The organism is Flavobacterium sharifuzzamanii (genome assembly GCF_003254585.1).
GTDB classification, from domain to species: domain Bacteria; phylum Bacteroidota; class Bacteroidia; order Flavobacteriales; family Flavobacteriaceae; genus Flavobacterium; species Flavobacterium sharifuzzamanii.
The window spans coordinates 61,537-88,026 of record NZ_QJGZ01000042.1 but is presented as its reverse complement, the minus strand read 5'-3'; the positions used below and the strand labels follow the sequence as shown (position 1 = coordinate 88,026).

The window sequence follows — 26,490 nt, the reverse complement described above, 5'->3', positions numbered from 1 at the left end:
AAACAAATCCAATAAAACGGGTTGTGGCCGTTTCTAAATCGCAACATTTTCCTGCCAAATAGACTGGCTCTTTCTTAATTATTTTGTAGTAAATTGCATCTTCATTTTTAATTCTAATAACAAATAAAATTTTTACTACACCCCATGAATGAAGAAATAAATTTTTACCGAAATGCCAAAAAAACAAGAAGCCTACTTTTATATGCTGGCGGAATCTGTGTTTTAGTAGCGATTATGCTTTTATACGGAATAGGAACTTTTGATGGAGTATTTAAAATAAAACTATCGATTGCTTCTGGCGCTATTCTTTTAATAATGCTTGTTTTGATATTTAAAATGCTTGCAAGTATAAAAGACAAATCTCCATTAATTCAAATAGATGCAAATGGGTTTTCTGGAAGAACAACTCCAGTAGCGAAGGCTTTCGGAAGAATAGAGTGGCAAGATGTTACCGATTTGCAACTAAATAAAGTAGGAGGAGACACTTTGGTTGCGGTTACAACTAATAACGTGGACAAATATGATGGCCGTGTTTCTAAATTTCTCTGGAAAATGGCTCATGACGAGCAAAATTCGAAATTGAATATAATGTACTCGGCTTCAGAAATTGAAATTAATGCAGAAGAATTATATAAGCTGTTTTTAAAGTATTGGAAAAAATAAAAATGGTCTGTTATAAATAAAAAAAGCCACTTTAATGAAGTGGCTATTTTGTTAGTTCTAAATGCAAAATCGGATATGGTTTTCCGCAACCGTCTAAATCAGAGGTAGATTTTACCTCAAATCCAAAATGCTTATAAAATGCTGTTGCTGTTTGATTATCTTCATTCACGTCAACTTTCGAGATCTTAAGTTCTTCAATGGCGTATAAGAGTAACTTTTTACCAATTCCTTTTCCAATTTGTTCTGCTCTCACAAATAGCATTTCTAAGTTTTCTTCATGAGTTCCTAGGAAACCTATAATCTCTTGTTGCTCATTTTTTATACAGTGCAAAGAAACATTGTCAAAAAAGTTTGGAATAAGCTCTTTGTAAAATATAAAGTCTTCAGGTTTTAAGAAGTCATGTGTTGCTTTAACTGAAGATTCCCAAACTGAAATTAATTCAGGATATTCCGTTTTATCTACTTTTTGAATCACAATCTTGAATATTTAATTTTTTTGATGACTGGCAAAAATAGCAATTATGTGTAATATCGAATCTATCTTTTGCCTGCTGCCCAGAAAATAGAATTTCGAAGTAAAGTAGTGTAAGCTTCATTTTCGAATAATTCTGGAGCATGCCCCATAAAAATATAAACGTTTCGTGAAGTAAAACGATCATTTGTCCACACAACGGGATGATCGCCCATTTTTATTTTTGAATTTGGCTGATAAGTAGACTCATCAACTGAAGCCAGAACATGAACATTTGGTCTCGGGCTTTTGTCATAAGTATACCATTCTTCTTTTTGGATAATGAAATCAGATGGAAGGCCTTTAGTTACAGGATGAGATTTGTCTTCTATATTTACTTTTCCACTTGCAAAGTCTGGAATATAATTCATAAATCTGATTCCGCCCATAAAATCAGAAAACCATCTCCACATAGGATATCCGTCAAACTCGCCAAGCAAAGTAGCATGATGCAAACCAACCCATCCGCCTTTTCCGCTGTTCATATATTTCTGAAACGCCTGCATCGATTCTTCGCTCCAAGTATAAGGCGGATAATCTAATTGAATGAAAACCTGATATCGTTTTAAAAGTGCTTCATTGATTGTTTTGGTACTTTCAATATAATCAATAGTAAAACTGCTGTCAATGGCGAGTTTATTTAGCCAAGGTTTAGCTACTTTAGTAAATGGAAGATGATGTCCGCCATTTTCATATAAAACTAAAGCTTTAAATCGTGATTTTTTTTGTTTCTGAGCCAAACAATTTAGCTGAAAGAAACAGCTTAAAATGAGTAAAATAAATACTATTGAATTTTTCATGAAAGCGATTTTGTGATGATGAAATAAATTATGGTTCAACCATTGCAGTTATCGCTTGTAAAAACCATGCTGAATGTGGAATCCATTGTTCGGTCCAGCGCCATTCGTTGCCTTTGTCTTCCATTTTAAAATCGATTCCAGAACCGTCTCCGTTTCCGTCTTTACCTGTAATTCCGTTAGAAATGCCGCCTTTTTCAGATCCATGTCCGTAATTAGAATGCATATAAGGCACATTATTTTCTCCAAATTTGTACAAGAAACACATTGAATATGGATTGCAACCTAAAATCCAAGATAATTGCTGTGACGCATATAAATCAAGCGATTTTTTTGCATCGCTGTTTTTTTGAAATGAAATGTTTTTTCCGCCTTCAATAGCCGCAGTTGCCAATGAAGCCAATCGGGCATTTTCGCCCTGCCACCACCAGCCAGTTTCATTATCATGCGGAATAAAAAATCCGTCTTGTATTTTATCATTAAATAAAAAACTTTGCCTCGCATAACCAAACGGATTAGCTACATTATTTGTAACTGCAAGATTGTATTCTAAAGCTTTTTTGATGACATTTTCTGCAGCAGCTCTTTCTTTGCTATCAGATTCTTTTTTCAAATATCTAGTTAGAGCTACAACAGGCAAACCAGCATCGGCAGCATGCCAAAACGGACGATTTCCGTCATTGCTTCTAAACCAACCTTTATCTGTCATTCGGTTTTCGAGTTTATGAGCCCATTTTCTGGCTTCATCTTTATAAAAATTATCATTGGTAGCGATCCATAATTCTGTCGCGGCCATCAAAGCGCAATAATCATCTATGATGTTTTCTTTTCCGTCATCATCATATTTTGTATTATTGATTAGTAGGTGTGCGTAAGCTCGTTTAGCCGCGTCTAAATATTGTTTTGAAGTAAAATCTCCGCTTTTTTTCCATTTTGAAATTCTAGCAAGTGAGGCTATTGCCATTCCAGCGCCTTCGCGAAAAGCAGATTGATATTCGTCAGTAGTAACACTGTTGGCTTTTAATCCCACAATTCTTCTTGCAGCTGGGTTTTTGTCAAAATAGCTGAAAACTATCATGTAAAAATAATCTTTATCAGATAGGCAACGCATCATATAATCGGCTCCCCAAATGGCTTCATTATCCAAAGAGTCTTTTATTTTCCATTGCGTCAGTTTTTTTGAAATGGTTTCAGATGTATTTATAAGAGACCAAGTTACCAAAGGGGTTTGTTGGGGAGAAACAAAATTAGCGTAAGCCAAATGCGAAAAATACTTGCTTACATCTCCAGAAGCATCGCACCATCCACCGTGAACATCTACTTTTTTGGTGCTTCCAAATAATAACATGTTTTTGTCGGCTTCGAGTTCTTCGGGTGTGTTGGCTCTCTGTTTGTTGTAATAATGTACAATTGAAGAAATGGTGCGTTTTGCTAATATATCTTCTTCAATTGAGAAGCGGGCAGAGGTATAAATTTGATCTGCAATTTTGAATGATACCTTGTAATTTCCTTGTTTTTGAAATGACGAAAAATCGGCTTTATAATAAAAGTTACCAAGTTTCCAGTCGTCAACACTTTCAGCTTTTCCAATTTTTGAAGTAAAAACTGTTTTTCCAGAATCAGCATCTACAATATCAAAAGTTAAGTTCAAAAGATTGCTGTGGTATTCAATAATAGCAATTTTTGGACTTTTTGGATCAAAGCCTACTTGATTTACAAAGATGATAGTTTTGCTGTAAGCTGAAATAGAAATAAACAAAACTATTAGAACACATCTTAATTGTTTTCTAATTTTTAGCATGGTTTTAGTTTTTTTTTAGCTAGTAGAAGTGGCAAATTACAAAAAAGAGAAAATTTTTCTAAGCTAAATAGTTTTGTGCTAAAAACATAAAATTTGCACTATAACAAGGTTTATGAGGGTTCATGCCATAGTTAAAAAATCAATGATGTGTATTTGATGTGATTTTTCCGAATGATTCGGATTTTTTTAGTTACTGACCCTTTGCGCTTTCTCTATTTGGTTAAAACATCTAGAATGAATTTCAAGACCTTCTTTGTATTGTTCAAGGCTCATTCCGTATAAATTTGGAGTATTTTCTAAATTGGTTTCGTTTGAAGAAGAGATTTTAAATTGATTTTGAATGGAATCTGAATGGCTGTTTTCTTTATTATTGCTATTATGGGTTATCATAAAATCTGGGTTTTGGTTGAAAATGGTTTTAATGTACTTTTTAAGATTGTGAGGTTAAGAGTTTTATTTTTTCTATAGCCTGTTTATTCTCATTGGCAACTTCTACTAATGCAAGTAAAATATCGTTTCTAAGTATGGTTTTGTTTCTAACATTTCTAATTAATGATTTGCTTGGAGCAGGATGGCCTTTTTTAATGATGCAGGCAATAGTAAGATCAACATAGGTAACAGGTAAATGCTTATCTATAAATTCATAAGCTTTTTTATTGTGAGAATTATCTTCTTTAAAATTGCTATTATTGATTAATTTTGACATATATTTGCTAATAATTATTTGTATGTATTTTATTACGTGTAAATGTAGGAATAATATTATATTATTTATTCTTTTTAATGTTAAAAATATATTATAGCTATATTTTGTTTGAATTTTAATAATGATGTATCACGAGAAACTAAGTAAATTCTTTAGGGATAAAGGATTAAAGCAGAAGGAAGTTGGGGCAATTTTAGGATTTAGCCCTGCAATGATTGGAAGATATTTACATGGAACGGCTAGTATAGGTTCTGAATTTATACTTAGCTTAAGTAAAAATTTTCCAGATGTGGATTTGAATGATCTTTTTGCCGATGAGCAAAATAAGGTTAATGAAGCTGGGCCTGTTTATGAGAAGCAGAATATTTTGAATGACTTGCAAGAAATTGAAGGACGCATTCATAATATTCGCCTACGTCTGGCAGATAAAAAGTTTGAGGAATAGTAAAAATTTTTCCAAAAAGTTTCTAACAGTTAAAATGTCACAGTATTAATTTAAACCACTCTTTTAGAGTGGTTTTTTTGTTTAAAATACTCCTTTTTTATTTAAATCTACACTTACACTTTAAGTTTTTTTTTACTAAATTTGGTTAACAATTTCTAGCAGTAACCAATATGGAAAAATTAAAACGACCGGTTTATGTTAAACCTGGAGCAGATGATTTTTTTAAAAAGATGCGTTTAGAAGTGAATGAAACGGTCTTAAAAAACTCGTCTTTGTATGTATTAAATGTTGTGAAGTCTTTAGGACTTCTGGCAGTATTTTTTTTGTTCTACGCCTGTATTTTAATTTTTGGCAACCAGACGCCATTGTTGTTTCTTTTTTATATTTTGTCTGGTATTACAATGATCGTTTTATTTATAAATGCTTTTCATGATGCTGCACATGGAGCTTTGTTTAAAAAGCCTAAGCACAATGAATGGTTTTTATATGTTTTAGAACTCTTTGGGAGTAATCATTGGCTCTGGATGCGACGTCATATAAGTCTGCATCATGCTTATCCAAACGTGCCAGATTGGGACGTAGATATTAAACAGAGCGATATTATTAGAATATTTCCAAACAGTCCGCTATTTAATTACCACAAGTATCAGCACATTTACATGTGGTTCATTTATCCTCTTTATAGCCTCAATTGGCTTTATATTAGAGATTTTAAAGACTTTTTTGGAACAAAGGATAACTATGTGAAGAAAGTAGTAGATGAAATTCCGAGACAAGAAGTTTATAGACTGTTTGCGGCTAAGATTATCAATCTCATCTATTTGCTTTTTATCCCAATGATGCTCTTGAGCCAGCCTTGGTATATGGTGCTTTTTGCGTGGCTATCTATGCATTTATGCGGTAGTGCAATTGGTGTTGTGGCATTAGTTTCTACACACGTTGATGAAGACGCTCACTTTCCACATACTGATGAAGATGGAAATCTTTCTGATACGTGGGTAATGCATCAAATGATTGTGACTAAAGATTTTAGTACAGAAAGCAAACTGGCTAATTTTCTTTACGGCGGATTTACGCATCACGTAGCGCATCATCTTTTTCCAGCTGTTGGACATACGTACTATCCGTATATTACGCCAATTATAAAACGTTACGCAGAAGAATACAATCTGCCATACACCTCGTATCCGTTTTACCACGCTGTTCGTTCTCATTTTAGAATGTTGAGAGACAAAGGTGTAAAAGAAAATATTTTGATTACAGGAGAAATATAACTCTAAAAATATCAATAAAAAAAGCGGTTTTTTGAACCGCTTTTTTTATGCTTGCATTATTTTTTATTTTGAATATTCTCCTTTTTAATATTTAAATCTTTTAAGAAGTTATCTTTTATTTCAATATCAAAATTATCTTCTTTAAAAACCGTCAGTTTTGATTCGGAAAATTTGTAGACATTGATTTTATTGTTTTTAACATCAATATACAAATCATAAGAATAAGTACTGCAGTCATGCTGTTTGCAGCCCCACGCATGAAGTATATTGTCTTGTTTTTCAAAAGGAGTTTCTGTGTTCCAGTTTTTTATCATTTGATCGTAATCTGCTCCCAGTAATTTTTTTAATCTCGGAGCTAAACTGCTTTTGGTTAAAAACTGTATTCCAATGACACTTTTATCTACTAAACCATACAAAGTATCATTTGGATTCAAAACAGTACTGTCTGCCTGTAAAGCTTCAGCTTTAATAGATGTGGAATCTGTTTTAGGAACTTCTTTTATAATTTCTTTTTTGCAGGAAAATAAGATTAAACTGCTTACAAGTGCTGCTGAAATGTGTTTGGCTCTGTAATTCATAATTTAACTGGTTTTTAGAATTAATAATTTAATTTACAAAGTCGTAAAGAGCTAATTTTCATAAAGATATTAAAAATAATGTTTGGTTTGAAAGGAATTTATGACGAATTGTAGATTTATAAAAACAAACTTTTTACCCTTAAAGAGAAAATGTTCAATCGGTTTTTAAGTTTTTTTGTTTAATTTCAATTTTTAAAATCGTATTACAATGAATTATATTTTCAAAATATTAGTCTTTTTTCTTTTTGGAATAAGCTGTTTACATGCGCAAAATGAAACTTATACAGCTTCAGCTGAAGTAAAGGTTTCTGATACTGCATTTGTCAATCTGCGAGATTACAGCAATGATTTTGTCTATGATATGAAATACGCAACAGAGGATAATTTTTTAAAAACTAAAGTTTACGATTGTGCGGAATGTATGCTTCGCTTAAAGACTGTAAAAGCATTAATTGCCGCCAATAAGGATTTTTTGAAGAAAGGTTATAGAATCAAATTATATGATTGTTACAGGCCTTTGGATATTCAGAAAAAAATGTGGGAGATTGTATCGAATCCTATTTATGTTGCAGATCCAAAAAAAGGCTCCATTCATAATAGAGGAGGAGCCGTAGATATTTCTTTGGTGGATATAACCGGAAAAGAAGTTGATATGGGAACTTCTTTTGATTTTTTCGGTATTATGGCGAGTCATAATTTTAAACAGCTTTCAAAAGAAATACTTTCTAATAGAGCTTATTTAAAAAAGACCATGATTAAAAATGGTTTTAACTCTTTTGATTCTGAGTGGTGGCATTACAATTTAAAAACCGGTTTAAAAGATAATGTGTCCAACCAGAAATGGAAGTGCAATTGATTACTCAACGCACCTGATATTATCCATAAAATAAGTATTCGGATTAGTTACCTTTCCGGTTAATTCAGAAGTAAGTTCTCGTTTTACAATATAATCTTCTGTATTGGTAAGATATTTAATTCTCATTATTGAAATTGGAGATTTTTTCAATTCCTCATAATTATCTTTCATAAACATAAAAATACCAGTATTGATACGATTATCAAACCCTTTTTCGTCACGAACAAGTGTTCCGCAGTTTTCTTGATTGATGTGCATTAGGGTTACAATTTTTCCGTTTTCTAATTGCAAAAATATTTTTGAGTTTTTGTCAAAACAGTTTGCTTTGATGAAATCTTTGCTTTTTTGGATAGATTGTAGGTTCAATGTTGGTAAACCATCTGTTTGAGCCAAAGAGAAGAAGATATAATTAAAGCTTCCGCCAAAATATTTCTCACTCATCAAATATTCATTTGTTATTTTATAAGATCCGATGGAGTCGTTTACATTTACACTGTATTCACAAGGTTTTTGGGCAAATGCGGTAAAGGTTAATAAAAATAGAGTTAGCGTAATTAATTGTTTCATTGTGTTAGATTATTTTGGTGCAAATTAAAACTATTTTGTTATCTTTTACATCTGTCGTAAAAAAACAATACAAATTTCCTCCATTTTTTATTTTCCACTTCTTTCGGATGTTTTCTACAGTCTCAGGAAAATTACGAGTGGTAATATTAGCTTGCTTATTGGCTAGTTCGTTTTTCATCTCATTTTTATGGTATGGAATGACTTTTTGAACTTCAAATTTCCTTCCCGGAAAATCGATTAAGTCTTCTGAAGTATATAAATGAGAATGTTTGTGCAGCTTATTAATCTGAAAAGCGGTGCTGATTTCATCAAAACCTCCAGATTTCATAATTGCCGAATTTGGTTCGTATAAATATTGTTGAGGTAAATTATAAACAGGAAAAGACTCTTCGCCTAGAATAAATTCAAAAGTTTCTACTTTTTCTTTTAGAATATTAGCAGTCTTTAAAGTTATTTCGCCCGCATATCCTTTATGAATTTCAAAAAGCAGTTCTTTAACTTCGTTTTCTAATGCAATTACGTGAATGTTCTTTACATTTTTTAATTCTGATAATCCTGCTGAAATATCTAATAAAGGAGCGGTTTTAATTAAAATAGAATCTGATTTTTCAAAATAAAAATCAAGCAATTCCGGAACATTTGGCAGACAATCTTTCAGCATAAAAACTTTGCCTTTACTGTCGTTTCTTCGTGAAGGATCAATATAAATCCAATCGTATTTTTGTTTGGTTTCTTCTAATAAATGAATAGAATCACCAGCATAAAAAGTACAATTTTCAACTTGCAGCTGTTTAAAATTGTGCGATACAATTTTTGACAAATCTTCATTTATTTCGCAATGCGTTATCGATTTAAATTTCTTCGAAAAATAATAGTCGTCAACACCAAAACCTCCAGTTAAATCAATCAGGGATTCACCAGTTATTAAAGAAGCTTTGTAAGCAGCTGTTTTTTCTGAAGAGGTTTGTTCTACAGAGATTTTGCTTGGATAAATTATATTTTCTGTATCAAACCAAGTCGGAAGTTTTTCTTTTGCTTTTGTTCGGGCTTCAATCTGATTCAAGATTAAAATCCAATCCATTTCTGGGAATGGATTTTTTTGGAGCGCCAATTTTGTTATATCTGCACCAGTATTTTGAATTATATATTCTTGAATTTCTGGATGCAAAATAGGATTGTTCAAAGCTAAATTCTTTCGGTTAATACGGAGACGATTTTGTTGTCAGGAAAAAATTCTTTTAAAATTACTTTAATCATCGTAAATGCTGGAATTGCTATTATCATACCCACAATTCCAAACGTAATACCGCTGATTAATATAACCAAGAAGATTTCTAACGGGTGCGAATTTACACTTTTTGACGAAATTATTGGCTGACTAATATTGTTGTCAATTGCTTGAACCAATAAAAAACCAATAACGACATAAATTGTTGTTGGAAGAATTTCTGATTGAAAATCTTTTCCAATCATGCTTATCATAGTCAGAATCGCTGCTAAAGTAGTTCCGATAATTGGTCCCAAATATGGAATTATATTTAGAATGGCACATAAAAAGGCAATTACAAAAGCATTTTTATTTCCAAAAATTAGCAATACAATCAGATATAGAATAAACACCACAATTAATTGCAATAACAAACCAATAAAATAGCGGGTCAATAAATGGTTTATTTTTGTGATGGAATTTAAAATTTTGTCTTCATTTGAATCTGGCAATATTCTTCTTGCTTGATCTTTAAAGATATCCTGATCTTTTATGAAAAAGAAAGTAATAAAAAATACAGACACCAATCCCATTCCCATATCGGCCATAAAGTTGATTATAGTATTGATGAATCCTGTAAAATAGCTAAAATCTAAGAAAGAAATAAGCTTAGAATCTTTTATAACTTTATTCAAATCAATATGCGGAATATTAAAGTATTTTTCGAGACTGTTTTCTGTCTCTATAAATTGAGCTTGTAGATGTGCCGTGTCAAGAAGGGCAAGATTATTTGCTTGAGATATAATTAAAGGAACAAATAATAGAATAAAGCCCACAATTAGAAAAATGAAAAAGATAATGGTAGTTGAGGCCGCCATTGAGTTGCTGAATTTTAATTTGTTCTTTAAAAACAGCACCATCGGATTGGCGATCAAACACAATATTAGCGAAATACACAAATAAACGATTACAGTCTGAATTTCATATAAAAAATATAAAACGATGCCAATTATTAAAATTGTAGCTAAAGCTCTTAATATTCCGTTAGAAATAGTTTTTGATGTGATCATGCTTAAAATTTAGACTATAAATATAGGAAAAAGCATTCTAAAATTTATGGATAAACAAAAAAAGCGAGATGAATCATCTCGCTTTATTGATATTTTTTGTTTCAGCTTATTGTGCAAAAGCAGCTCTTGCTCCTCCAGTTGTAAAAATAGCTGAAATTCTGTTTTTCTGACCTGTTGAGAACATGTACATTGCAGCATCGTCAACATAATCCATGTAGTTCATTGTCATTTCTACAGGTGTACCTGTACAAGTGCTGTAATGAGGGTAAGCAGGAACTCCGTAGTTTGCTGTGTTGTGAGTAGGAGTATCAGAAACAAGATCGCTTCCGCAAGTTGCATCTCCCCAGATGTGACGTAAATTCATCCAGTGACCTACTTCATGTGTAGCTGTTCTTCCTAGGTTATATGGTGCATTTGCAGAACCAGATAATCCAAAGTAATTAGGATCAATTACTACTCCGTCTGTAGCAGAAGCGCCACCAGGGAATTGTGCATAACCTAAAATTCCGCCACCAATAACACATGACCACAGGTTTAATTTTGTAGTTGGAGAAGTAGGAGCAATTCCGCCCTGAGCTGTTTTCTTCATAGCGTCATTTGTTCCCCAAGAAGTTTTTGTAGTAGATTTTCTGATAACCTGATCTAAAACAAATGTAATTCCGATGTTAGCTTTAACTCCTGAGAATAATGCTGGTACATTATTGTAATCTGAGTTTAAAGCATTGAAATCTTTGTTTAAAACATCGATTTGTGATTGAATTTGTGCATCTGAAATGTTTTGTGCAGCAGTTTTGTATAAAACGTTTACTACAACTGGAATTTCAATTTTTCCATTTACCAAACGGCCTGTGAAATTTGAACCTTCGTGTTGTGCAGTAAAAGTTTCGATTTCGTTCATTCTAATTGCCAACATAGGATCGGCTTTCAATTGAGCTTCTAAAACTTCTTGCGTTGCACAGCCTCTTCTTGCAGGAACGCTTGCATCTGCGTTAGCAGAATCAGATTGTTCATTTTGACAAGCAAACAGCATCAATGCTGTAAATGTGGTAATAATAACTTTTTTCATAATAATTTGGGTTTTTGTTATAAAATTGTTGATTAGTTGAATAATGTAGCAATTTTATAACAAAATACCTTTCTTGCAAAATATTAGATCAAAAATTTTGTAAGAAATTTTACAACCCCTTACAAACATTGATTCCTACAAAAATTTATTTAAAAATATTATACAGTATTTTCTTTCTTTTTGTTTTTTGAATGCATTTCATCGTGATTATCTGTCGTTTAACGATAGATTTTAACAAATAAATTTGAAGTAAAATTGAAGTGTTGCTTTAAAAGAGATTTTTAAGGGTCAATTTTTTACAACGAAGTAATCTCATAAAGTGCAATACTTGCAGCCTGAACTACATTCATACTGCTGTTTTTTCCAAACATATTAATATGGACAATTTGATGAGAAAGTTGTAGAAGCTCGTCTGAAATTCCGTTTATTTCACTTCCAATCAAAAGGGCGATTTTTTTGTCGAAAGGGATCATAACTTCTTTTAAAGGTTTGCTATTAGAAGTGATTTCTAAAGCAATAATTTCGAAATTATTACCAGTTAAATAGGAATGAAGTTCGTTGAAATTTTCAATTACCGAATGTGAAACATGAAGATGTGTACTTCTAGAAGTTTTATTGATTTTACGAGGTGTAAGCGGAATATCTTTTCCGAAAAAGATAATATTTTCAACTCCGAAAGCTTCAGAAATTCTAAATAAAGAACCAATATTCTGCTGAAAGTAAATATGATCGCATACTAAAGTAATGGGAAATGTTTTTCTTTCAAATTGATTTTCTTCGTGAGTAAGCTGCACTTTCTAAAATTTAATTAGTAAAAATATAATTGATAATGTTGGCACCCATTTTCAAGGCTTTGTCTCTTACGTTTGCAGGATCGTTATGAACTTCTGGATCTTCCCAGCCATCGCCCAAATCACATTCGTAAGTATAAAGCAAAACCAGTTTATTGTCTATAAAAATACCAAATGCCTGTGCACGTGTTCCGTCATGTTCGTGAATTTTTGGCAATCCGTTTGGGAAAGGAAAAGGTTTCTGGAAAATAGGATGATTTGCTGGAAGCTCGATTAAATTGTTATTCGGAAATATCTTTTTGATTTCTTTTCGAATATATTGATCCATTCCATAATTATCATCAATATGCAGGAAACCCCCAGCCGTTAGATAATTTCTTAGGTTGGTTACATCAGCATCGCTAAAAACAACATTTCCGTGCCCAGTCATATGTACAAACGGGTACGAAAATAAATCTGGATTGCTTGGTTCTACAGTAGAAGGTTTGCTTTTTATACGGGTATTAATATTGGCATTGCAAAAACTGATCAAATTGGGCAACGAAGTCGGATTTGCATACCAATCGCCGCCACCACTGTATTTAAGCAAAGCAATTTCTTGTGAAAAAGAAATACTTGAAAAGAGTAACAATAAGTAAAATATTTTTTTCATAATAGTTTTAGTGCTCTGATATGTGTAAAAGCCTTTTTTTTGTCATCCTGAGGAACGAAGGATCACACTAGAAATTCCTCATCGTTTGTCGCTAATCTTTGTCTAATCGAGTGAGATCCTTCGTTCCTCAGGATGACAAACTTTGCGATTAATTCATTCATTAAAAAAAACAACACTATGACAAGCCACCACAGCAGCTGTTTCTGTTCTTAAACGTGTATTTCCTAAAGTTACAGGATTGTAATTGTTTTCTAATGCCAATGCAATTTCTTTTTCAGAAAAATCGCCCTCTGGACCAATTAAAATGGTAACGTCTTCATTTGGTTTTAAGACCTCTTTCAGTGACTTTTTATCGGTTTCTTCGCAATGCGCAATTAACTGTAAACCATTTTGTTTTTGTTTAATAAATTCTTTAAACGAAATGGCTTCATTCAATTTTGGAAGAAACGTTTCGTTACATTGTTTCATTGCCGAAAGAATGATTTTTTCAAAGCGATCACGATTAATTACTTTTCGTTCAGAGCGATCACAGAAAATTGGCGTAATTTCTTGAATTCCAATTTCTGTGGCTTTTTCCAGAAACCATTCAAAACGATCGTTCATTTTGGTTGGAGCAACAGCCAAATGCAAATGGAATTTAGGTTTTTCTGCATTTGTTATAGAAAGCACTTCAACGGTACATTTATTATCTGAAGCCAGAGTAATCTGAGTTTCAAATAATAATCCAAAACCATTGGTAACATGCAGGATATCTGCGTCTTTTTTTCTAAGGACTTTTATAATATGACGGCTTTCTTCTTTATCAAAAGAAAAACTTTCAGTTGTCTCGTCTATATTCGGATTAAAAAATAACTGCATGATTTAAAATTCGATTCTTGCTTTAGAAACCACTGAAGAAGTTTCAAAACGATTAGATAAGTATTTTTGGTATCCTACAATTCCAATCATTGCAGCATTATCGGTTGTGTATTCAAATTTCGGAATAAAAGTTTTCCATCCGTATTTGCTTTCGGTTTCTTTTAGTGTATTTCTGATTCCTGAATTGGCTGAAACTCCTCCGCCAATAGCGATTTGTGTAATTCCAGTTTCTTTTACAGCCAATTTTATTTTATCCATCAAAATTTCGATAATCGTATGCTGAATAGAAGCACAAATATCATTCAGATTTTCTTCGATAAAATTCGGATTCTGCTGTTTGTTTTTTTGAATGAAATATAAAATGGCTGTTTTTAGTCCCGAGAAACTAAAATCTAAACCAGGAACTTTCGGTTTTGTAAAAGGAAACGCTTTCGGATTTCCTTCTTTCGCATATTTATCAATCAAAGGTCCGCCAGGGTAAGGAAGTCCAAGAATTTTGGCACTTTTATCAAATGCTTCACCTACAGCATCATCTGTAGTTTCTCCGATAATTTCCATATCAAAAAAACTATTCACTTTTACAATCTGAGTATGTCCTCCGCTAATGGTTAAAGCTAAAAAAGGAAATTCAGGTTTATCGTAGCCTTCTTCATCAATAAAATGAGCTAAAATATGGGCATGCATGTGATTTACAGCAATTAGCGGCACATTTAAGGCTAATGATAATGATTTACTGAAAGAAGTCCCCACCAATAAAGAGCCCATTAATCCTGGACCTTGTGTAAATGCGATTGCGCTTAACTGTTCTTTTTGTACATTTGCTTTACGAAGTGCAGCATCTATCACAGGGACAATATTCTGCTGATGCGCTCGGGAAGCCAATTCAGGAACAACACCTCCGTATTGATTATGAATTAATTGATTGGCTACAACATTTGACAATACTTTGTCGTTATGTAAAACCGCGGCAGCAGTATCATCGCATGAACTTTCGATGGCTAGAATAAAAACCTCTGGATTTTGCATATAAAGGCACAAATTTTGAATTATATTTGACAAATCAAATAGATTATATTTCTTTGATTTAAGCAGTGCCCCAAAATTAAAGAATTTTTATCAAAAACAGCCGTTCTTTGTCTGTTCAAATAAATTAAAAGAAAAACTAAAATTAAAGAAGCTATCAAAAAAGTAAAGAAAATAATATCAAGAACCTTAATTGTGTTGATTTTACTTTTGTTAGCACTTGCTATCATACTATCTCTTCCTGTGGTTCAAACACAGATAGCCAATTATGTTACCAACTCGTTAAACGAAGATTATAAGGTTAATATTAATGTTGAAAAAACAGCAATTAATATTTTTGGCGGAGTAAAATTAAAAAATGTAACAATCTTAGATCATCATAAAAAAACGATGATTTATTCGGATATTATTACTACAGATATTGCCAGTTTCAGTAGGTTATTAGACGGAGATTTAATTTTTGGAGATTTGCGTTTGACAGGTTTGATTTTTAATCTGAAAACTTATAAAGGTGAAGATGAAAACAATATTAATAAGTTTATTCAAGCTTTTGAAGTAGAGAATACGCCAAAGAAAAAATCGACTAAACATTTCCTTTTAACAGCTAAAAACGCTTACATCGAAAAAGGGAGATTTTCTGTTGTCGATGAAAATAAAACTACTCCTAAATTTCTGGATTTTACAAAATTAAACGCTTATATCAGCGAGTTTAAATTGTATGGTCCAGATGTCAATACAAACATTCACAGATTCTCATTTATGGATCATCGCGGTTTGTATGTTTCTAATTTTGCAGGGAAATTCAGTTATACCAAAAAACAGATTATAGTTCAAAATCTGGCTATAAAAACCAAAAGATCTTCTATTTATGGTGTTGCAATTTTAAATTATAAACCATCAGATTTTCTTGATTTTACAGATAAAGTTCGATTTGATGTTTTAATAGATTCTTCTTCTATTGCAACAAACGATATTCGTCATTTTTATGATGGTTTGGGTAAAAATCAGCATTTTAAACTGAAAACCAAATTAGACGGTCCGTTAAATAATATGACGCTTACAGGATTGAGACTAAGCGACACAAATGGATCAAAAATTAACGGAACAATCAATTTCAGAAATCTTTTGGGCAGTAAAACGCAGAAATTTTCTATGGATGGAAAGTTTAACAAACTGCTTTCTAGTTATGACGATTTAGTGGTTTTGCTTCCAGGGGTTTTAGGAAAAAGACTTCCTGTAGAAATGAAGCGAATCGGCAAGTTTAATATTGTCGGAAAAGCAAAAGTAACAACAACAGAATTAGAAACTGCTTTTAAAATCGCTACAGATGTAGGAAATGGAGAAGTCGATCTTCATTTGAATAATATGGATTTTATTGACAAGGCTTCTTATTCTGGAAATATTATTTTAAATAATTTTGATGTCGGTGCGGTTCTGAATAGAAAAGATATTGGTAAAACAACTTTGAATCTTGATGTAGATGGAGTTGGTTTTACTGAGAAGTATTTGAATACCGTTATAAAAGGAGATATCTCTAAATTAGATTACAATAAATACACCTATAATAATATAGTAGTAAACGGGAATTTTAAACTACCGTATTATAAAGGTCAAATTGCAATAAACGACCCGAACTTAAATTTGAATTTTGATGGTTTGCTGGATTTAAGCAAAAGAGAAAACCGTTATGATTTTCATATTAATGTTGAAAATTCAGATTTAAGAAAGCTTAAGTTTATAAATGATTCTATTTCACACTTTAAAGGAGATGTTGTAGTTCAATTGTCTGGAAATTCTATTGAAAATCTGCAAGGAGATATTTTTATAAACGATGCAGAATATCAGAATCCAAAAACAACTTATGTTTTTGATCAGGTAAATTTAAATTCAAGTTTTGATGCAGATCGACTAAGAACCATTACAGTAAGTTCGAATGATGTTGTAGACGGAAAAATTGTTGGTAAATTTAGATTTGATCAGTTGGATAAATTGGTCATGAATTCTGTTGGTAGCTTATATACCAATTATAAGCCTTATAAAGTTAGAAAAGGACAATTCTTGAATTTTAATTTCCGTGTTTATGATAAAGTGGTTGAAATGCTTTATCCGGAAATAAATATTGATTCTTCAACTGTCGTTAGAGGAAAAATAGATTCAGATTTGCAAGAGTTTAAATTTCGTTTCAGATCTAAAAAAATTACAGCCGACAAAAATACATTCGATAACATTCGAATTAACATTGATAATAAAAACCCGCTTTACAATGCTTATGTCGAATTAGACAGTATAAAAACGCCGTATTATAAAATACGTGATTTTAATTTGATTAATGTTACAGCAAATGACACGCTTTTTGTTCGTTCTGAGTTTAAAGGGGGAGATAAAGGCGAAGATTACTTTAATCTGGATTTGTTTCATACAATAGACAAGAGCAAAAATAATATTGTCGGAATCAAGAAATCGGAAATGAAGTTTAAGGACTATATCTGGTACTTAAACGAAGATGCTGAAAAAGACAATCAGATTATTATTGATCAGTATTTTAAAAATTTTACATTCGATAACATCGTTTTGTCTCATGAAAATCAGAAAATTGATTTAAACGGAGTTATAAAAGGAAAAGATTATAAAGATCTTGAGTTGACCTTTGAAGATGTTGATATTAATAAAATAACCCCCGCCAATTCCAAATTTGTATTTAATGGTAATTTGAATGGAAGTGTCAATTATAAACAGAACAAAAATGTTTATCAGCCTACTGCATCCATAAAAATTGATCATCTGGTGATGAACAAGACGGAACTCGGTACGCTTAATTTTGATATTTCGGGAGATGAATCTTTTAGAAAATTCACTGTTAATTCGTCGATTCAGAATGGTTTTACCGAATCGTTTAGAGCCAACGGAACTTTTGCAATAGAGAATAAAGAGACTATCATGGATATGAGCCTGAAATTGGAAGGCTTTAATTTGGCTACTCTAGGAACTATTGGCGGAGATGTTTTGTCAAATGTACGCGGTTCTGTTTCTGGAAATGCCGCTGTTGTCGGAAATTTGAAAAAACCAGAAATCAATGGTCGTTTGTACGTTGAAAAAGCTGGAATGACAATTCCGTATTTAAATACCGATTACGAATTAAGCGATCGAACGGTTATTGATTTAACCAATGAAAAATTCTTGTTTAGAAATAATCAATTGACAGACACGAAATATGGTACAAAAGGTTTGCTGAATGGAACTATCGAGCATAATAATTTTGGCGATTGGAAACTGGATTTAAATATCACTTCTAAACGATTAGTGGCATTGGATACAAAAGATAGTGAAGATGCTGCTTATTTTGGAACTGCATTTATTAACGGAACAGCCAGTATAAAAGGACCTGTAGAAGGTCTCTTTATTAAGGTAGATGCGAAATCTGAAAAAGGTACCGAAGTTAAGATTCCAATTAATAATGCGCAAAGCGTTGGGGAAAGTAGTTGGATTCATTTTGTAACGCCGAAAGAAAAGTATAATCTAGAGAATGGAATTGTTGAAAAAACAAGGGATTATAACGGACTTGAACTAGAATTTGATTTTGATATTACGCCAGATGCCGAAGTAGAAGTTATTCTAGATCGAAATTCAGGTCATGGTATGAAAGGTAGGGGATATGGATCGCTTTTGTTTAAAATCAACACTTTAGGTAAATTTAATATGTGGGGAGATTTCCAGGCATACGAAGGAACTTATAATTTTAAATACGGCGGACTTATCGATAAAAAGTTTACGGTTAAAAAAGGAGGTTCGATTATTTGGGAAGGAAACCCAATGCGTGCCCAGCTGAATTTAGAAGCAGTTTATAAAACACAAGCCAATCCGGCTGTACTTTTAGATAATACTTCTTCATTCAATAAAAAAGTTCCTGTAGAAGTTGTTATTGGATTAAGGGGAGATTTGGCGAGTCCAGAACCTAATTTTGATATTCAGTTTCCATCCGTAAGTAATGTTTTAAAATCGGAGATACAATATAAATTAGACGATAAAGATATTCGCCAAACACAGGCACTCTATTTATTGTCAACAGGTTCCTTTATGAGTACCGACGGATTTAGCCAAGGAGATTTCTCTGGAACATTGACAGAAACTGCTTCAAGTTTATTGGGAGGCATTATTAAGTCGGATAATGATAAAGTGAATATTGACTTAAATTACATTGCTGCAGATAGAAGAACTGGGCAGGAGGTTGACGGTCAGTTTGTGGCCAATATATCTTCTCAGATAAATGAAAGAATCACTATCAATGGAAAATTAGGAGTTCCTGTTGGAGGTGTGAATGAATCTGCGATTGTTGGAGATATTGAAATATTATATCGTGTAAATGAAGACGGAACAATGAACCTTCGTCTGTTTAATAAAGAAAACGACATTAATTATATAGGACAAGGAATTGGATATACGCAAGGTGTCGGTATTTCTTATGAAGTAGATTTTGATACCTTTAGCGAGCTTGTAAACAAGTTGTTTAAAGACCATAAAATTGAAAAAGCTGTAAAAAATTCTTCTCATGACGATCTTCAAGATTCGTATCTTCCTGAATATATGAACTTTTCAAGCAAGAAAGATTCAGAAAAAAATAAGAAGAAAGCAAAAGAAGATGAAGAGAAAAGGAAGAAAGAAGAAGAAAAAAAGAAGAAAAAAGAACAGGAACAAACACCAAGCAATAATCAAGGACTAATTCCTGACAACGATTATTAACACTTTGTTAAAAATAACCTTTTATAAAACCATTATTCTCATAATGGTTTTTTTTGTGCTAAATTTAGGCACTCTTTTAAAATTTTCCATGTGAGCGGGAAATTCTATTTTTATAACACTTCATTAGGGTATTGTTAATTTTGACGATTTAATTAAAAAAATAGCGTTTTATTATTTTTAATGAAATTTTTTCCTAGAAAAAACTTATTAACGAAAACGTTTGAATTTAACAGATTTTATTAATTTATGATAATCGTAACCCGAAAAGTGCTGAATGTTTGCTAATTTTACACTTTAATACTTAAATAATGCCAAAAACAATAAAAAAAGTAGGTGTTCTTACCTCAGGAGGAGATTCACCTGGAATGAATGCTGCAATACGATCAGTTGTTCGAACTTGCGCATATCACAATATCGAATGTATCGGAATTTATAGAGGGTACCAGGGAATGATTGAGGGTGACTTCAAAGAGATGGGACCACGTAGCGTAAATAATATTGTAAACAAAGGTGGAACGATCTTAAAATCGGCTCGTTCAGTTGAGTTTAGAACCCCTGAAGGTAGAAAGAAAGCACACGAGAATCTTGTTAAGGCTGGTGTTGATGCTTTGGTTGTTATTGGTGGAGACGGAAGTTTTACTGGAGGATTAATTTTTAATGCAGAATTTGGTTTCCCTGTAATGGGAATTCCAGGTACAATTGATAATGATATTTATGGTACAAGTTTTACTTTAGGGTATGACACTGCTTTAAATACTGTTGTAGACTGTATCGATAAAATTAGAGACACAGCAAGTTCTCATAACCGTTTGTTCTTTGTAGAGGTTATGGGTAGAGATGCTGGTCACATTGCTCTAAATGCAGGTATTGGTGCAGGAGCAGAAGAAATCCTTATTCCTGAAGAAGATTTAGGTTTAGATCGTCTTTTAGATTCACTTCAAAAAAGTAAAGCGTCAGGAAAATCATCAAGTATAGTTGTTATTGCTGAAGGAGATAAGATTGGTAAAAATGTATTCGAATTAAAAGATTATGTTGAAGCCAACCTTCCTGAGTACGACGTAAGAGTTTCTGTTTTAGGACACATGCAGCGTGGTGGTTCTCCATCTTGTTTTGACCGTGTTTTAGCAAGCCGTTTAGGAGTAAAAGCAGTAGAATCTTTAATTGAAGGAAAATCAAATTATATGGTTGGACTTCGTGAAGATAAAGTGATTTTGACTCCGCTTGAGCAAGCTATCAAAGGGAAATCAGAAATTGACAAAGAATTGTTAAGAGTGTCAGACATTATGTCGACATAACTAATATAAAAAGTTTAAAAAAGAAGAGAAGTTTATTGTGAGGAAATTAGACTTTGAAATAGTGTAATAAAAACAAAAGCAAAAAATTTAGTAAAATGTCAAAAGTAAAATTAGGAATAAACGGATTTGGACGTATCGGAAGAATCGTTTTTAGAGAGTCTTTCAATAGAGATAATGTAGAAGTTGTTGCAATCAATGACTTGTTAGATGTAGATCACTTAGCTTATTTATTAAAATATGATTCAGTTCACGGTCGTTTCAACGGAACTGTAGAAGTTAAAGAAGGAAAACTTTATGTAAACGGAAGAAACATCCGTATCTCTGCAGAAAGAAATCCAGCTGATTTAAAATGGAACGAAGTTGATGTAGATGTAGTAGCTGAATGTACTGGTATCTTCACAACTATCGAAACTGCAAGTGAGCACTTAAAAGGTGGTGCAAAGAAAGTTATCATTTCTGCTCCTTCTGCTGATGCTCCAATGTTTGTAATGGGAGTAAACCACGAAACTGCAAAAGCTTCTGATTTAGTTGTTTCTAACGCTTCTTGTACTACAAACTGTTTAGCTCCTTTAGCTAAAGTTATCCACGATAATTTCGAAATCGTTGAAGGTTTAATGACAACTGTTCATGCAACTACTTCAACTCAAATGACAGCTGACGGACCTTCTAGAAAAGACTGGAGAGGTGGACGTGCTGCTGCAATCAACATCATTCCTTCTTCAACAGGTGCTGCTAAAGCGGTTGGAAAAGTTATCCCATCTTTGAATGGAAAATTAACTGGAATGTCTTTCCGTGTACCTACTGCTGACGTTTCTGTTGTAGATTTAACTGTAAAAGTAGCTAAAGAAACTACTTACGAAGAAATCTTAGCTGTATTGAAAAAAGCTTCAGAAAACGAAATGAAAGGTATCTTAGGATATACTGAAGATGCTGTTGTATCTCAAGATTTTATCTCAGACAAAAGAACTTCTATCGTTGATGCTGGTGCAGGAATCGGATTAAACTCTACTTTCTTCAAATTAGTATCTTGGTATGACAATGAGTACGGATACTCAAGCAAATTAATTGATTTATCTGTACATATTGCAGGTTTAAAATAATAATATATATTTTTGCAAAATCCCGTTACTTTACAATAACGGGATTTTCTTATTTTGTTACTTCTATAATTAATGTAAAAATTACACTTTTAAATTAAAAATAGAGAAACCTAATTCCAAAAACTAAACAAATGAAATTAATAGTTGACAGTGGATCTACTAAAGCCGATTGGATTGCGATAGATGATAATGGAAAAGTATTATTCACAACACAAACTTTAGGATTAAATCCTGAAATTCTAGACGAGCCAGAAATTATCGAAAGATTAAATGACCGTTTTGATATCTTACAAAATAAAAAAAATGCTACACATTTATTCTTTTATGGTGCCGGTTGTGGTACAGACAGAATGAAAGAGTGGTTGAAAAGAATTTTTCAAGAATATTTTTCTAACGCAATTGTAGACGTTCAAGAAGATACTTACGCTGCTGTTTATGCAACAACTCCAAAAGGGGAAGAAGCAATTGTTTCTATCTTAGGAACAGGCTCTAACTGCAGTTATTTTGATGGAAAAGTATTGCATCAAAAAGTTCAATCATTAGGTTATATCGTAATGGATGATTGCAGTGGTAACGTTTTTGGAAAAGAATTAATTAGAAAATACTATTTTAATAAAATGCCTAAAGAATTGGCTGTTGAGCTTGAAAAAGAGTACGACGTTGATCCAGATTTTATTAAAAACAAATTATATAAAGAACCAAATCCAAATGCTTATTTAGCTACTTATGCTAAATTCTTGATTAAGCACAAAGACACTGAGTTCTGCAGAAAAATCATCTTCAAAGGAATGAAGTCTTTCGTTAAGAATTACATCAAACAATTTGATAACTGCAAAGAAGTTCCAGTACATTTTGTTGGTTCTATTGCATTCTATTTGAAAGATGAATTACAAGAGACATTTAATAAATATGAACTTCAATTAGGGAATGTTTTAAGAAGACCTATTGATGGATTAATTGCTTACCATGTCGCTAATCAATAGTTCTGGTTTTATGGAAATTGCCATTATTGCTCATGATGGAAAAAAAGCGGATTTAATTGATTTCTTAATCAGAAATGAAGCTGTTTTGCATAATGAAAAAATAAGACTGATTGGTACTGGTACTACAGGAGGAAAAGCAGAAGCTGCTGGATTTAAAACTCAGAGAATGCTTTCTGGTCCGCTTGGAGGCGATGCGCAAATTGCAGGAAGAGTAGCGGAAGGAATTACGCAGATGGTTTTCTTTTTTAAAGACCCTTTGTCAAGTCATCCGCATGAAGCAGATATTAATATGCTAATTCGTGTTTGCGATGTGCATAATGTGCCGCTGGCAACCAATGAAGCAACGGCACAATTATTATTAGATGCTATTGCACAGCAATTATAGAAATTTCTACATTAACATTTTTTGGCAGACAAGCCACTTGAACCGTTTCACGAGCTGGAGCGGTTTTTTCGTTAAAATAAGAACCGTAAACGGTATTTATTGCTCCAAAGTTATTCATGTCCATGATGAAAATAGTTGACTTTACAACGTTCTCAAAAGTCATACCTGCAGCTTCAAGAATCGCGGCAATGTTTTTCATAACTTGAGTAGTTTCGTCATTAATATTGTCTGTAACCAATTCTCCTGACTCTGGATTGATTGCAATCTGTCCAGAAGCATAAAGTGTGTTTCCAGATAATACAGCTTGATTATAAGGTCCGATTGGAGCTGGAGCTTTCTCGGTAAAAATGATTTTTTTCATAATGAAATTATTTTGATTCGAAAGTAGTTTATCTGTTTGAAACGCTACGTTTGTTCCATTTGATATCGCTAAGCATACCAGATTTGATTCCGATGAAGAAGTTCCAGTTAGAATTGGTTCCTAATGGCTGCCAGTTGAAAGCCATTCTCCAGCTTAATAAGTCTCTTTCAAAACGGAATTGTGTAAAGGTAACTCCTTTTTGTACAAAATCGTAACCAGTTGAAACCCCCGCTTTCCATTTAGGAGTAAGGTCGGTATTGATGGAAACCATGATGGAGTTTCCAGAAATGGTATTTTCTCGCTTTACGTTTGAATACGTTAATGAGTAAGCAAGTGTCATGTCCCACGGGACTTTAGAATTAAAGAATTCTGTAATGGCATCTTCTTTCTCAGGTTCATTGGCAAACTGGCTGTTACGGCTGTCATTCAAATCTGTATTTGTACCAAACAAATCGTCATTTCGACCACCGTTTCGCTGACTCTGGGTATTTTTTTCTTTTTCTTTTCCGGTTCCTTTGTTCGTGAATGAATAGTTTACAGTTACGTTTGCACTTGTCATTCTAAACAAACTTCCGCCATTATCAATGTTGAATTTATCAATTTTGTTACCTCCATTATCAATCGCATACGGATCTAATGTGGCACCAAAGTTCATGTTCATTTTGTTGTCAAAAAACTGCGTTCCACCGCTAACTAATACAGGCTGCCACCCAAATGTCGATTTTCCATCAGCATTGAAATTATAGCTTGTACTGAAGTTCAAGTTGTTCAGCAGCATAATCTTTTTAGGTTCTGTTTTTGTGCTGTCACGGTCTCTTACTTTAGCTTCAAAAGTATTGCTCAAAGCAAAGCCTACAATATTAGAATTCTCTTTTCCTGGCGCTCCATATAATCCGTTTTCGAATCTGGTGTACTCTGAAGTAATTCTTCCAGAAGCGTCTACAGCATAACTATCATAATATTTCTCGAAACTTGGTGTATATGCATACGTTATGCTCGGACGCATGACGTGTCGAATAGATTGAATTTTTTTATCAGCTCCAAAATTGAAAGTTCCGTAAATTGTAGTACCTAAATTGGTGCTGAAATTGTAAGTTCTAAAAGCATCAAAACCATTTACAGTTTTATTAATGGTTTGTCCAGCAGCTGGATCATACTCTTTCTGGATGGTTTTGTTAACCCATGTTTCCTGATAAGTTGTAGAAGCTCCAGCACTAAAATATTTAAAAATCTTAAAGTTGGTGCTCAACGGAATAGTTTGTTGTAAACCTAATTGCGCATCGTCAAACATCTGAGGTTTGAAAAATAGCGAATCTTTTGTTTTAAAATAGTTTTTACCGCTTACATTATATTGTAAGTTGATATTCTTGATTAATCCTTTCTTTACGCCATCCTTTCCAACAAACGGATATACACGGTCAATACTTCCTTGTAAAGATGGAAGTGTCATAATAATGTCTTCTGTCTGCGTATTCTGGCTATGAGTTGCAGATAGCGAAATACGAGAACCAGGAATAGTATTAAAAGTCTTATTGTATGAAATAGAAGAACTTAAAGTGTTGTTTAAGTTTGATCCAATATTCGCTTGGTTGATAGACTGTTTAAAGTACTTACTACTACCCATGTTGACAGAAGCAGAGAAAGTAGAATTTGGATTTGATTTTGTGTCTTTAGAGTGTGACCACTGAATATTGTAAATATTCTGTTTTGAGTAATCAGGATAACCACGTTCACTGTTAATTAAATTCTCAAAACGGATATTGACATTTCCTCTATATTTATATCGCTTAGCATACGCCGATTCAAATCGCATGGCGTAACTTCCGTTGGTGTAATAATCTCCAAGTACAGTTAAATCGTAATTGTCGCTGAGAGCAAAATAATAACCTCCATTTTGTAATGAAAAACCTCTTGTGTTAGAATCGTTATAACTTGGAATGATTATACCTGAAACGCTTTTTTCTTTACTTAATGGGAAAAATCCATAAGGCAATGCAAGTGGTGTAGGAACATCAGCAATTACTAATTGTGTTAATCCAGCAACGATTTTTTTGCCTGGCACAAATTTAATTCTGCTAGTTTGAAAGTAGTATTCAGGATTGTCAATATCTTGAGCAGTTGTAATACGAGCTCCTTTTAAAAAGTATACAGAGTCGTTTTCTTTTTTAGTAACAGAGGCCTTAATGTTCAGCTCGCCTTGTTTTGTTCTCGAATTATAAATTAAAGCCTTTTTGGTTTTAAAATTAAAACGGATAGAATCAGGCTGCACTTCACTTGATCCCTGTTTGAAATTAGGATATTGGGTTAATACGCCAGCAGAATCTTTAATTCTTCCGGCATAAACTTCATCTTTTTCATAATTAAGTACAATTATACCTGATTTTAATTCTACATCTTTATAGTATAATTCAGCTTCATTATATAAAGTAATCAGCTTTTTTTTCTGGTCAATTTTAGCATAATCTTTAGCTTTATATCTAACTTTTCCGTCTAAAAAAGTCTTTTTCGGTTTAACAGTATCTAGTTTTATGGTGTCTGTAATCGCAGTATTTTCTTTATCTGTTTGTTTTACAGCAGGTAAAGGCTTTTTTTTGTTTTTTATTTCTTGCGAATATAAATTACCACAACCTATAGTTAGGAAAAATGATATTAAAACGATATTAAATAAGTTTGTATGCAAAGGTTTAAATGCTATTTTTGTAAAATTATGGCTTGTTTTTTGACACGTCAAACTTACATATAATTTTTTGGCAAAAATAATCAA

At 32.6% G+C, this 26,490-nt stretch carries 25 protein-coding genes; 9 read left to right on the top strand and 16 right to left on the bottom strand.

The features are described from left to right. Window positions 1-144: 144 nt before the first annotated feature. Window positions 145-663, top strand: coding sequence for an STM3941 family protein (locus DMA14_RS20110; protein ID WP_111426305.1), 519 nt, complete (start codon window positions 145-147; stop codon window positions 661-663). A 43-nt stretch (window positions 664-706) separates the two neighbouring features. On the opposite strand, the gene DMA14_RS20105 is transcribed toward DMA14_RS20110, so the two are convergent. The 5 genes from DMA14_RS20105 to DMA14_RS20085 all read right to left on the bottom strand — a co-directional run bounded on the left by DMA14_RS20105 (window position 707) and on the right by DMA14_RS20085 (window position 4,478). After that, window positions 707-1,138 carry a GNAT family N-acetyltransferase gene (locus tag DMA14_RS20105; protein WP_111426304.1) on the bottom strand — a complete coding sequence of 144 codons (432 nt, stop codon included), beginning with the start codon at window positions 1,136-1,138 and terminating at the stop codon, window positions 707-709. Between the two features lie 62 nt (window positions 1,139-1,200). Continuing rightward, window positions 1,201-1,974 (bottom strand): ThuA domain-containing protein, encoded by a 774-nt coding sequence (locus DMA14_RS20100; RefSeq protein WP_111426303.1) that lies wholly within the window; start codon window positions 1,972-1,974, stop codon window positions 1,201-1,203. 28 nt (window positions 1,975-2,002) lie between these two features. After that, window positions 2,003-3,772, bottom strand: a complete 1,770-nt coding sequence (locus tag DMA14_RS20095) for a glycoside hydrolase family 9 protein (RefSeq protein WP_111426302.1) — start codon at window positions 3,770-3,772, stop codon at window positions 2,003-2,005. Between the two features lie 186 nt (window positions 3,773-3,958). Further along, entirely contained in the window at window positions 3,959-4,162 is a 204-nt protein-coding gene (locus DMA14_RS20090; protein ID WP_111426301.1) for a hypothetical protein, read from the bottom strand. Window positions 4,163-4,202: 40 nt separating this feature from the next. After that, entirely contained in the window at window positions 4,203-4,478 is a 276-nt protein-coding gene (locus DMA14_RS20085; RefSeq protein WP_111426300.1) for a hypothetical protein, read from the bottom strand. A gap of 121 nt (window positions 4,479-4,599) precedes the next feature. On the opposite strand from DMA14_RS20085, the gene DMA14_RS20080 reads away from it, so the two are divergent. Together DMA14_RS20080 and DMA14_RS20075 are read left to right on the top strand one after the other, a co-directional pair. Beyond that, window positions 4,600-4,923 (top strand): helix-turn-helix domain-containing protein, encoded by a 324-nt coding sequence (locus DMA14_RS20080; protein ID WP_111426299.1) that lies wholly within the window; start codon window positions 4,600-4,602, stop codon window positions 4,921-4,923. Between the two features lie 170 nt (window positions 4,924-5,093). Continuing rightward, window positions 5,094-6,197, top strand: a complete 1,104-nt coding sequence (locus DMA14_RS20075; protein WP_111426298.1) for a fatty acid desaturase family protein — start codon at window positions 5,094-5,096, stop codon at window positions 6,195-6,197. 56 nt (window positions 6,198-6,253) lie between these two features. Here the strand turns inward: DMA14_RS20075 and DMA14_RS20070 are convergent, their stop codons facing one another. Continuing rightward, window positions 6,254-6,775, bottom strand: coding sequence for a hypothetical protein (locus DMA14_RS20070; RefSeq protein ID WP_111426297.1), 522 nt, complete (start codon window positions 6,773-6,775; stop codon window positions 6,254-6,256). A gap of 208 nt (window positions 6,776-6,983) precedes the next feature. Here DMA14_RS20070 and DMA14_RS20065 point away from each other — a divergent pair, with 208 nt between their 5' ends. Beyond that, window positions 6,984-7,631 (top strand): M15 family metallopeptidase, encoded by a 648-nt coding sequence (locus tag DMA14_RS20065; RefSeq protein WP_111426296.1) that lies wholly within the window; start codon window positions 6,984-6,986, stop codon window positions 7,629-7,631. Here the strand turns inward: DMA14_RS20065 and DMA14_RS20060 are convergent, their stop codons facing one another. The 8 genes from DMA14_RS20060 to tsaD all read right to left on the bottom strand — a co-directional run bounded on the left by DMA14_RS20060 (window position 7,632) and on the right by tsaD (window position 14,868). Continuing rightward, window positions 7,632-8,198 carry a hypothetical protein gene (locus tag DMA14_RS20060; RefSeq protein WP_111426295.1) on the bottom strand — a complete coding sequence of 189 codons (567 nt, stop codon included), beginning with the start codon at window positions 8,196-8,198 and terminating at the stop codon, window positions 7,632-7,634. Between the two features lie 4 nt (window positions 8,199-8,202). Continuing rightward, window positions 8,203-9,381 (bottom strand): THUMP-like domain-containing protein, encoded by a 1,179-nt coding sequence (locus tag DMA14_RS20055; RefSeq protein ID WP_111426294.1) that lies wholly within the window; start codon window positions 9,379-9,381, stop codon window positions 8,203-8,205. A gap of 2 nt (window positions 9,382-9,383) precedes the next feature. Then, window positions 9,384-10,475: an AI-2E family transporter gene (locus tag DMA14_RS20050; protein WP_111426293.1), complete on the bottom strand. Its 1,092-nt coding sequence runs from the start codon at window positions 10,473-10,475 to the stop codon at window positions 9,384-9,386. A 106-nt stretch (window positions 10,476-10,581) separates the two neighbouring features. Then, window positions 10,582-11,541: a zinc metalloprotease gene (locus DMA14_RS20045; RefSeq protein ID WP_111426292.1), complete on the bottom strand. Its 960-nt coding sequence runs from the start codon at window positions 11,539-11,541 to the stop codon at window positions 10,582-10,584. 296 nt (window positions 11,542-11,837) lie between these two features. Further along, window positions 11,838-12,335 carry a TrmH family RNA methyltransferase gene (locus DMA14_RS20040; protein ID WP_111426291.1) on the bottom strand — a complete coding sequence of 166 codons (498 nt, stop codon included), beginning with the start codon at window positions 12,333-12,335 and terminating at the stop codon, window positions 11,838-11,840. Between the two features lie 10 nt (window positions 12,336-12,345). Continuing rightward, complete coding sequence (locus DMA14_RS20035) at window positions 12,346-12,984, bottom strand: DUF4159 domain-containing protein (protein ID WP_111426290.1); 639 nt, start codon at window positions 12,982-12,984, stop codon at window positions 12,346-12,348. Window positions 12,985-13,137: 153 nt separating this feature from the next. Continuing rightward, window positions 13,138-13,842: a 16S rRNA (uracil(1498)-N(3))-methyltransferase gene (locus tag DMA14_RS20030; RefSeq protein WP_111426289.1), complete on the bottom strand. Its 705-nt coding sequence runs from the start codon at window positions 13,840-13,842 to the stop codon at window positions 13,138-13,140. Window positions 13,843-13,845: 3 nt separating this feature from the next. Beyond that, window positions 13,846-14,868 (bottom strand): tRNA (adenosine(37)-N6)-threonylcarbamoyltransferase complex transferase subunit TsaD, encoded by a 1,023-nt coding sequence (gene tsaD / locus DMA14_RS20025; protein ID WP_066034076.1) that lies wholly within the window; start codon window positions 14,866-14,868, stop codon window positions 13,846-13,848. A gap of 195 nt (window positions 14,869-15,063) precedes the next feature. On the opposite strand from tsaD, the gene DMA14_RS20015 reads away from it, so the two are divergent. The 5 genes from DMA14_RS20015 (at window position 15,064) to DMA14_RS19995 (ending at window position 23,365) form a co-directional block, all read left to right on the top strand. Then, window positions 15,064-19,602, top strand: coding sequence for a translocation/assembly module TamB domain-containing protein (locus tag DMA14_RS20015; protein WP_111426287.1), 4,539 nt, complete (start codon window positions 15,064-15,066; stop codon window positions 19,600-19,602). A 308-nt stretch (window positions 19,603-19,910) separates the two neighbouring features. Beyond that, window positions 19,911-20,897, top strand: a complete 987-nt coding sequence (gene pfkA / locus DMA14_RS20010; protein WP_111366010.1) for a 6-phosphofructokinase — start codon at window positions 19,911-19,913, stop codon at window positions 20,895-20,897. Window positions 20,898-20,992: 95 nt separating this feature from the next. Then, window positions 20,993-21,997, top strand: a complete 1,005-nt coding sequence (gene gap / locus DMA14_RS20005) for a type I glyceraldehyde-3-phosphate dehydrogenase (RefSeq protein WP_008468814.1) — start codon at window positions 20,993-20,995, stop codon at window positions 21,995-21,997. A gap of 131 nt (window positions 21,998-22,128) precedes the next feature. Next, complete coding sequence (locus DMA14_RS20000; RefSeq protein WP_095930500.1) at window positions 22,129-22,980, top strand: N-acetylglucosamine kinase; 852 nt, start codon at window positions 22,129-22,131, stop codon at window positions 22,978-22,980. Between the two features lie 10 nt (window positions 22,981-22,990). Continuing rightward, window positions 22,991-23,365, top strand: coding sequence for a methylglyoxal synthase (locus tag DMA14_RS19995; RefSeq protein WP_111426744.1), 375 nt, complete (start codon window positions 22,991-22,993; stop codon window positions 23,363-23,365). Here DMA14_RS19995 and DMA14_RS19990 read toward each other — a convergent pair. Together DMA14_RS19990 and DMA14_RS19985 are read right to left on the bottom strand one after the other, a co-directional pair. Beyond that, window positions 23,346-23,726, bottom strand: coding sequence for a RidA family protein (locus DMA14_RS19990; protein WP_111426286.1), 381 nt, complete (start codon window positions 23,724-23,726; stop codon window positions 23,346-23,348). The two genes, DMA14_RS19995 and DMA14_RS19990, sit on opposite strands and share 20 nt — an antisense overlap. 28 nt (window positions 23,727-23,754) lie before the next feature. Then, window positions 23,755-26,457: a putative LPS assembly protein LptD gene (locus tag DMA14_RS19985; RefSeq protein WP_203418346.1), complete on the bottom strand. Its 2,703-nt coding sequence runs from the start codon at window positions 26,455-26,457 to the stop codon at window positions 23,755-23,757. Window positions 26,458-26,490 lie beyond the last annotated feature (33 nt).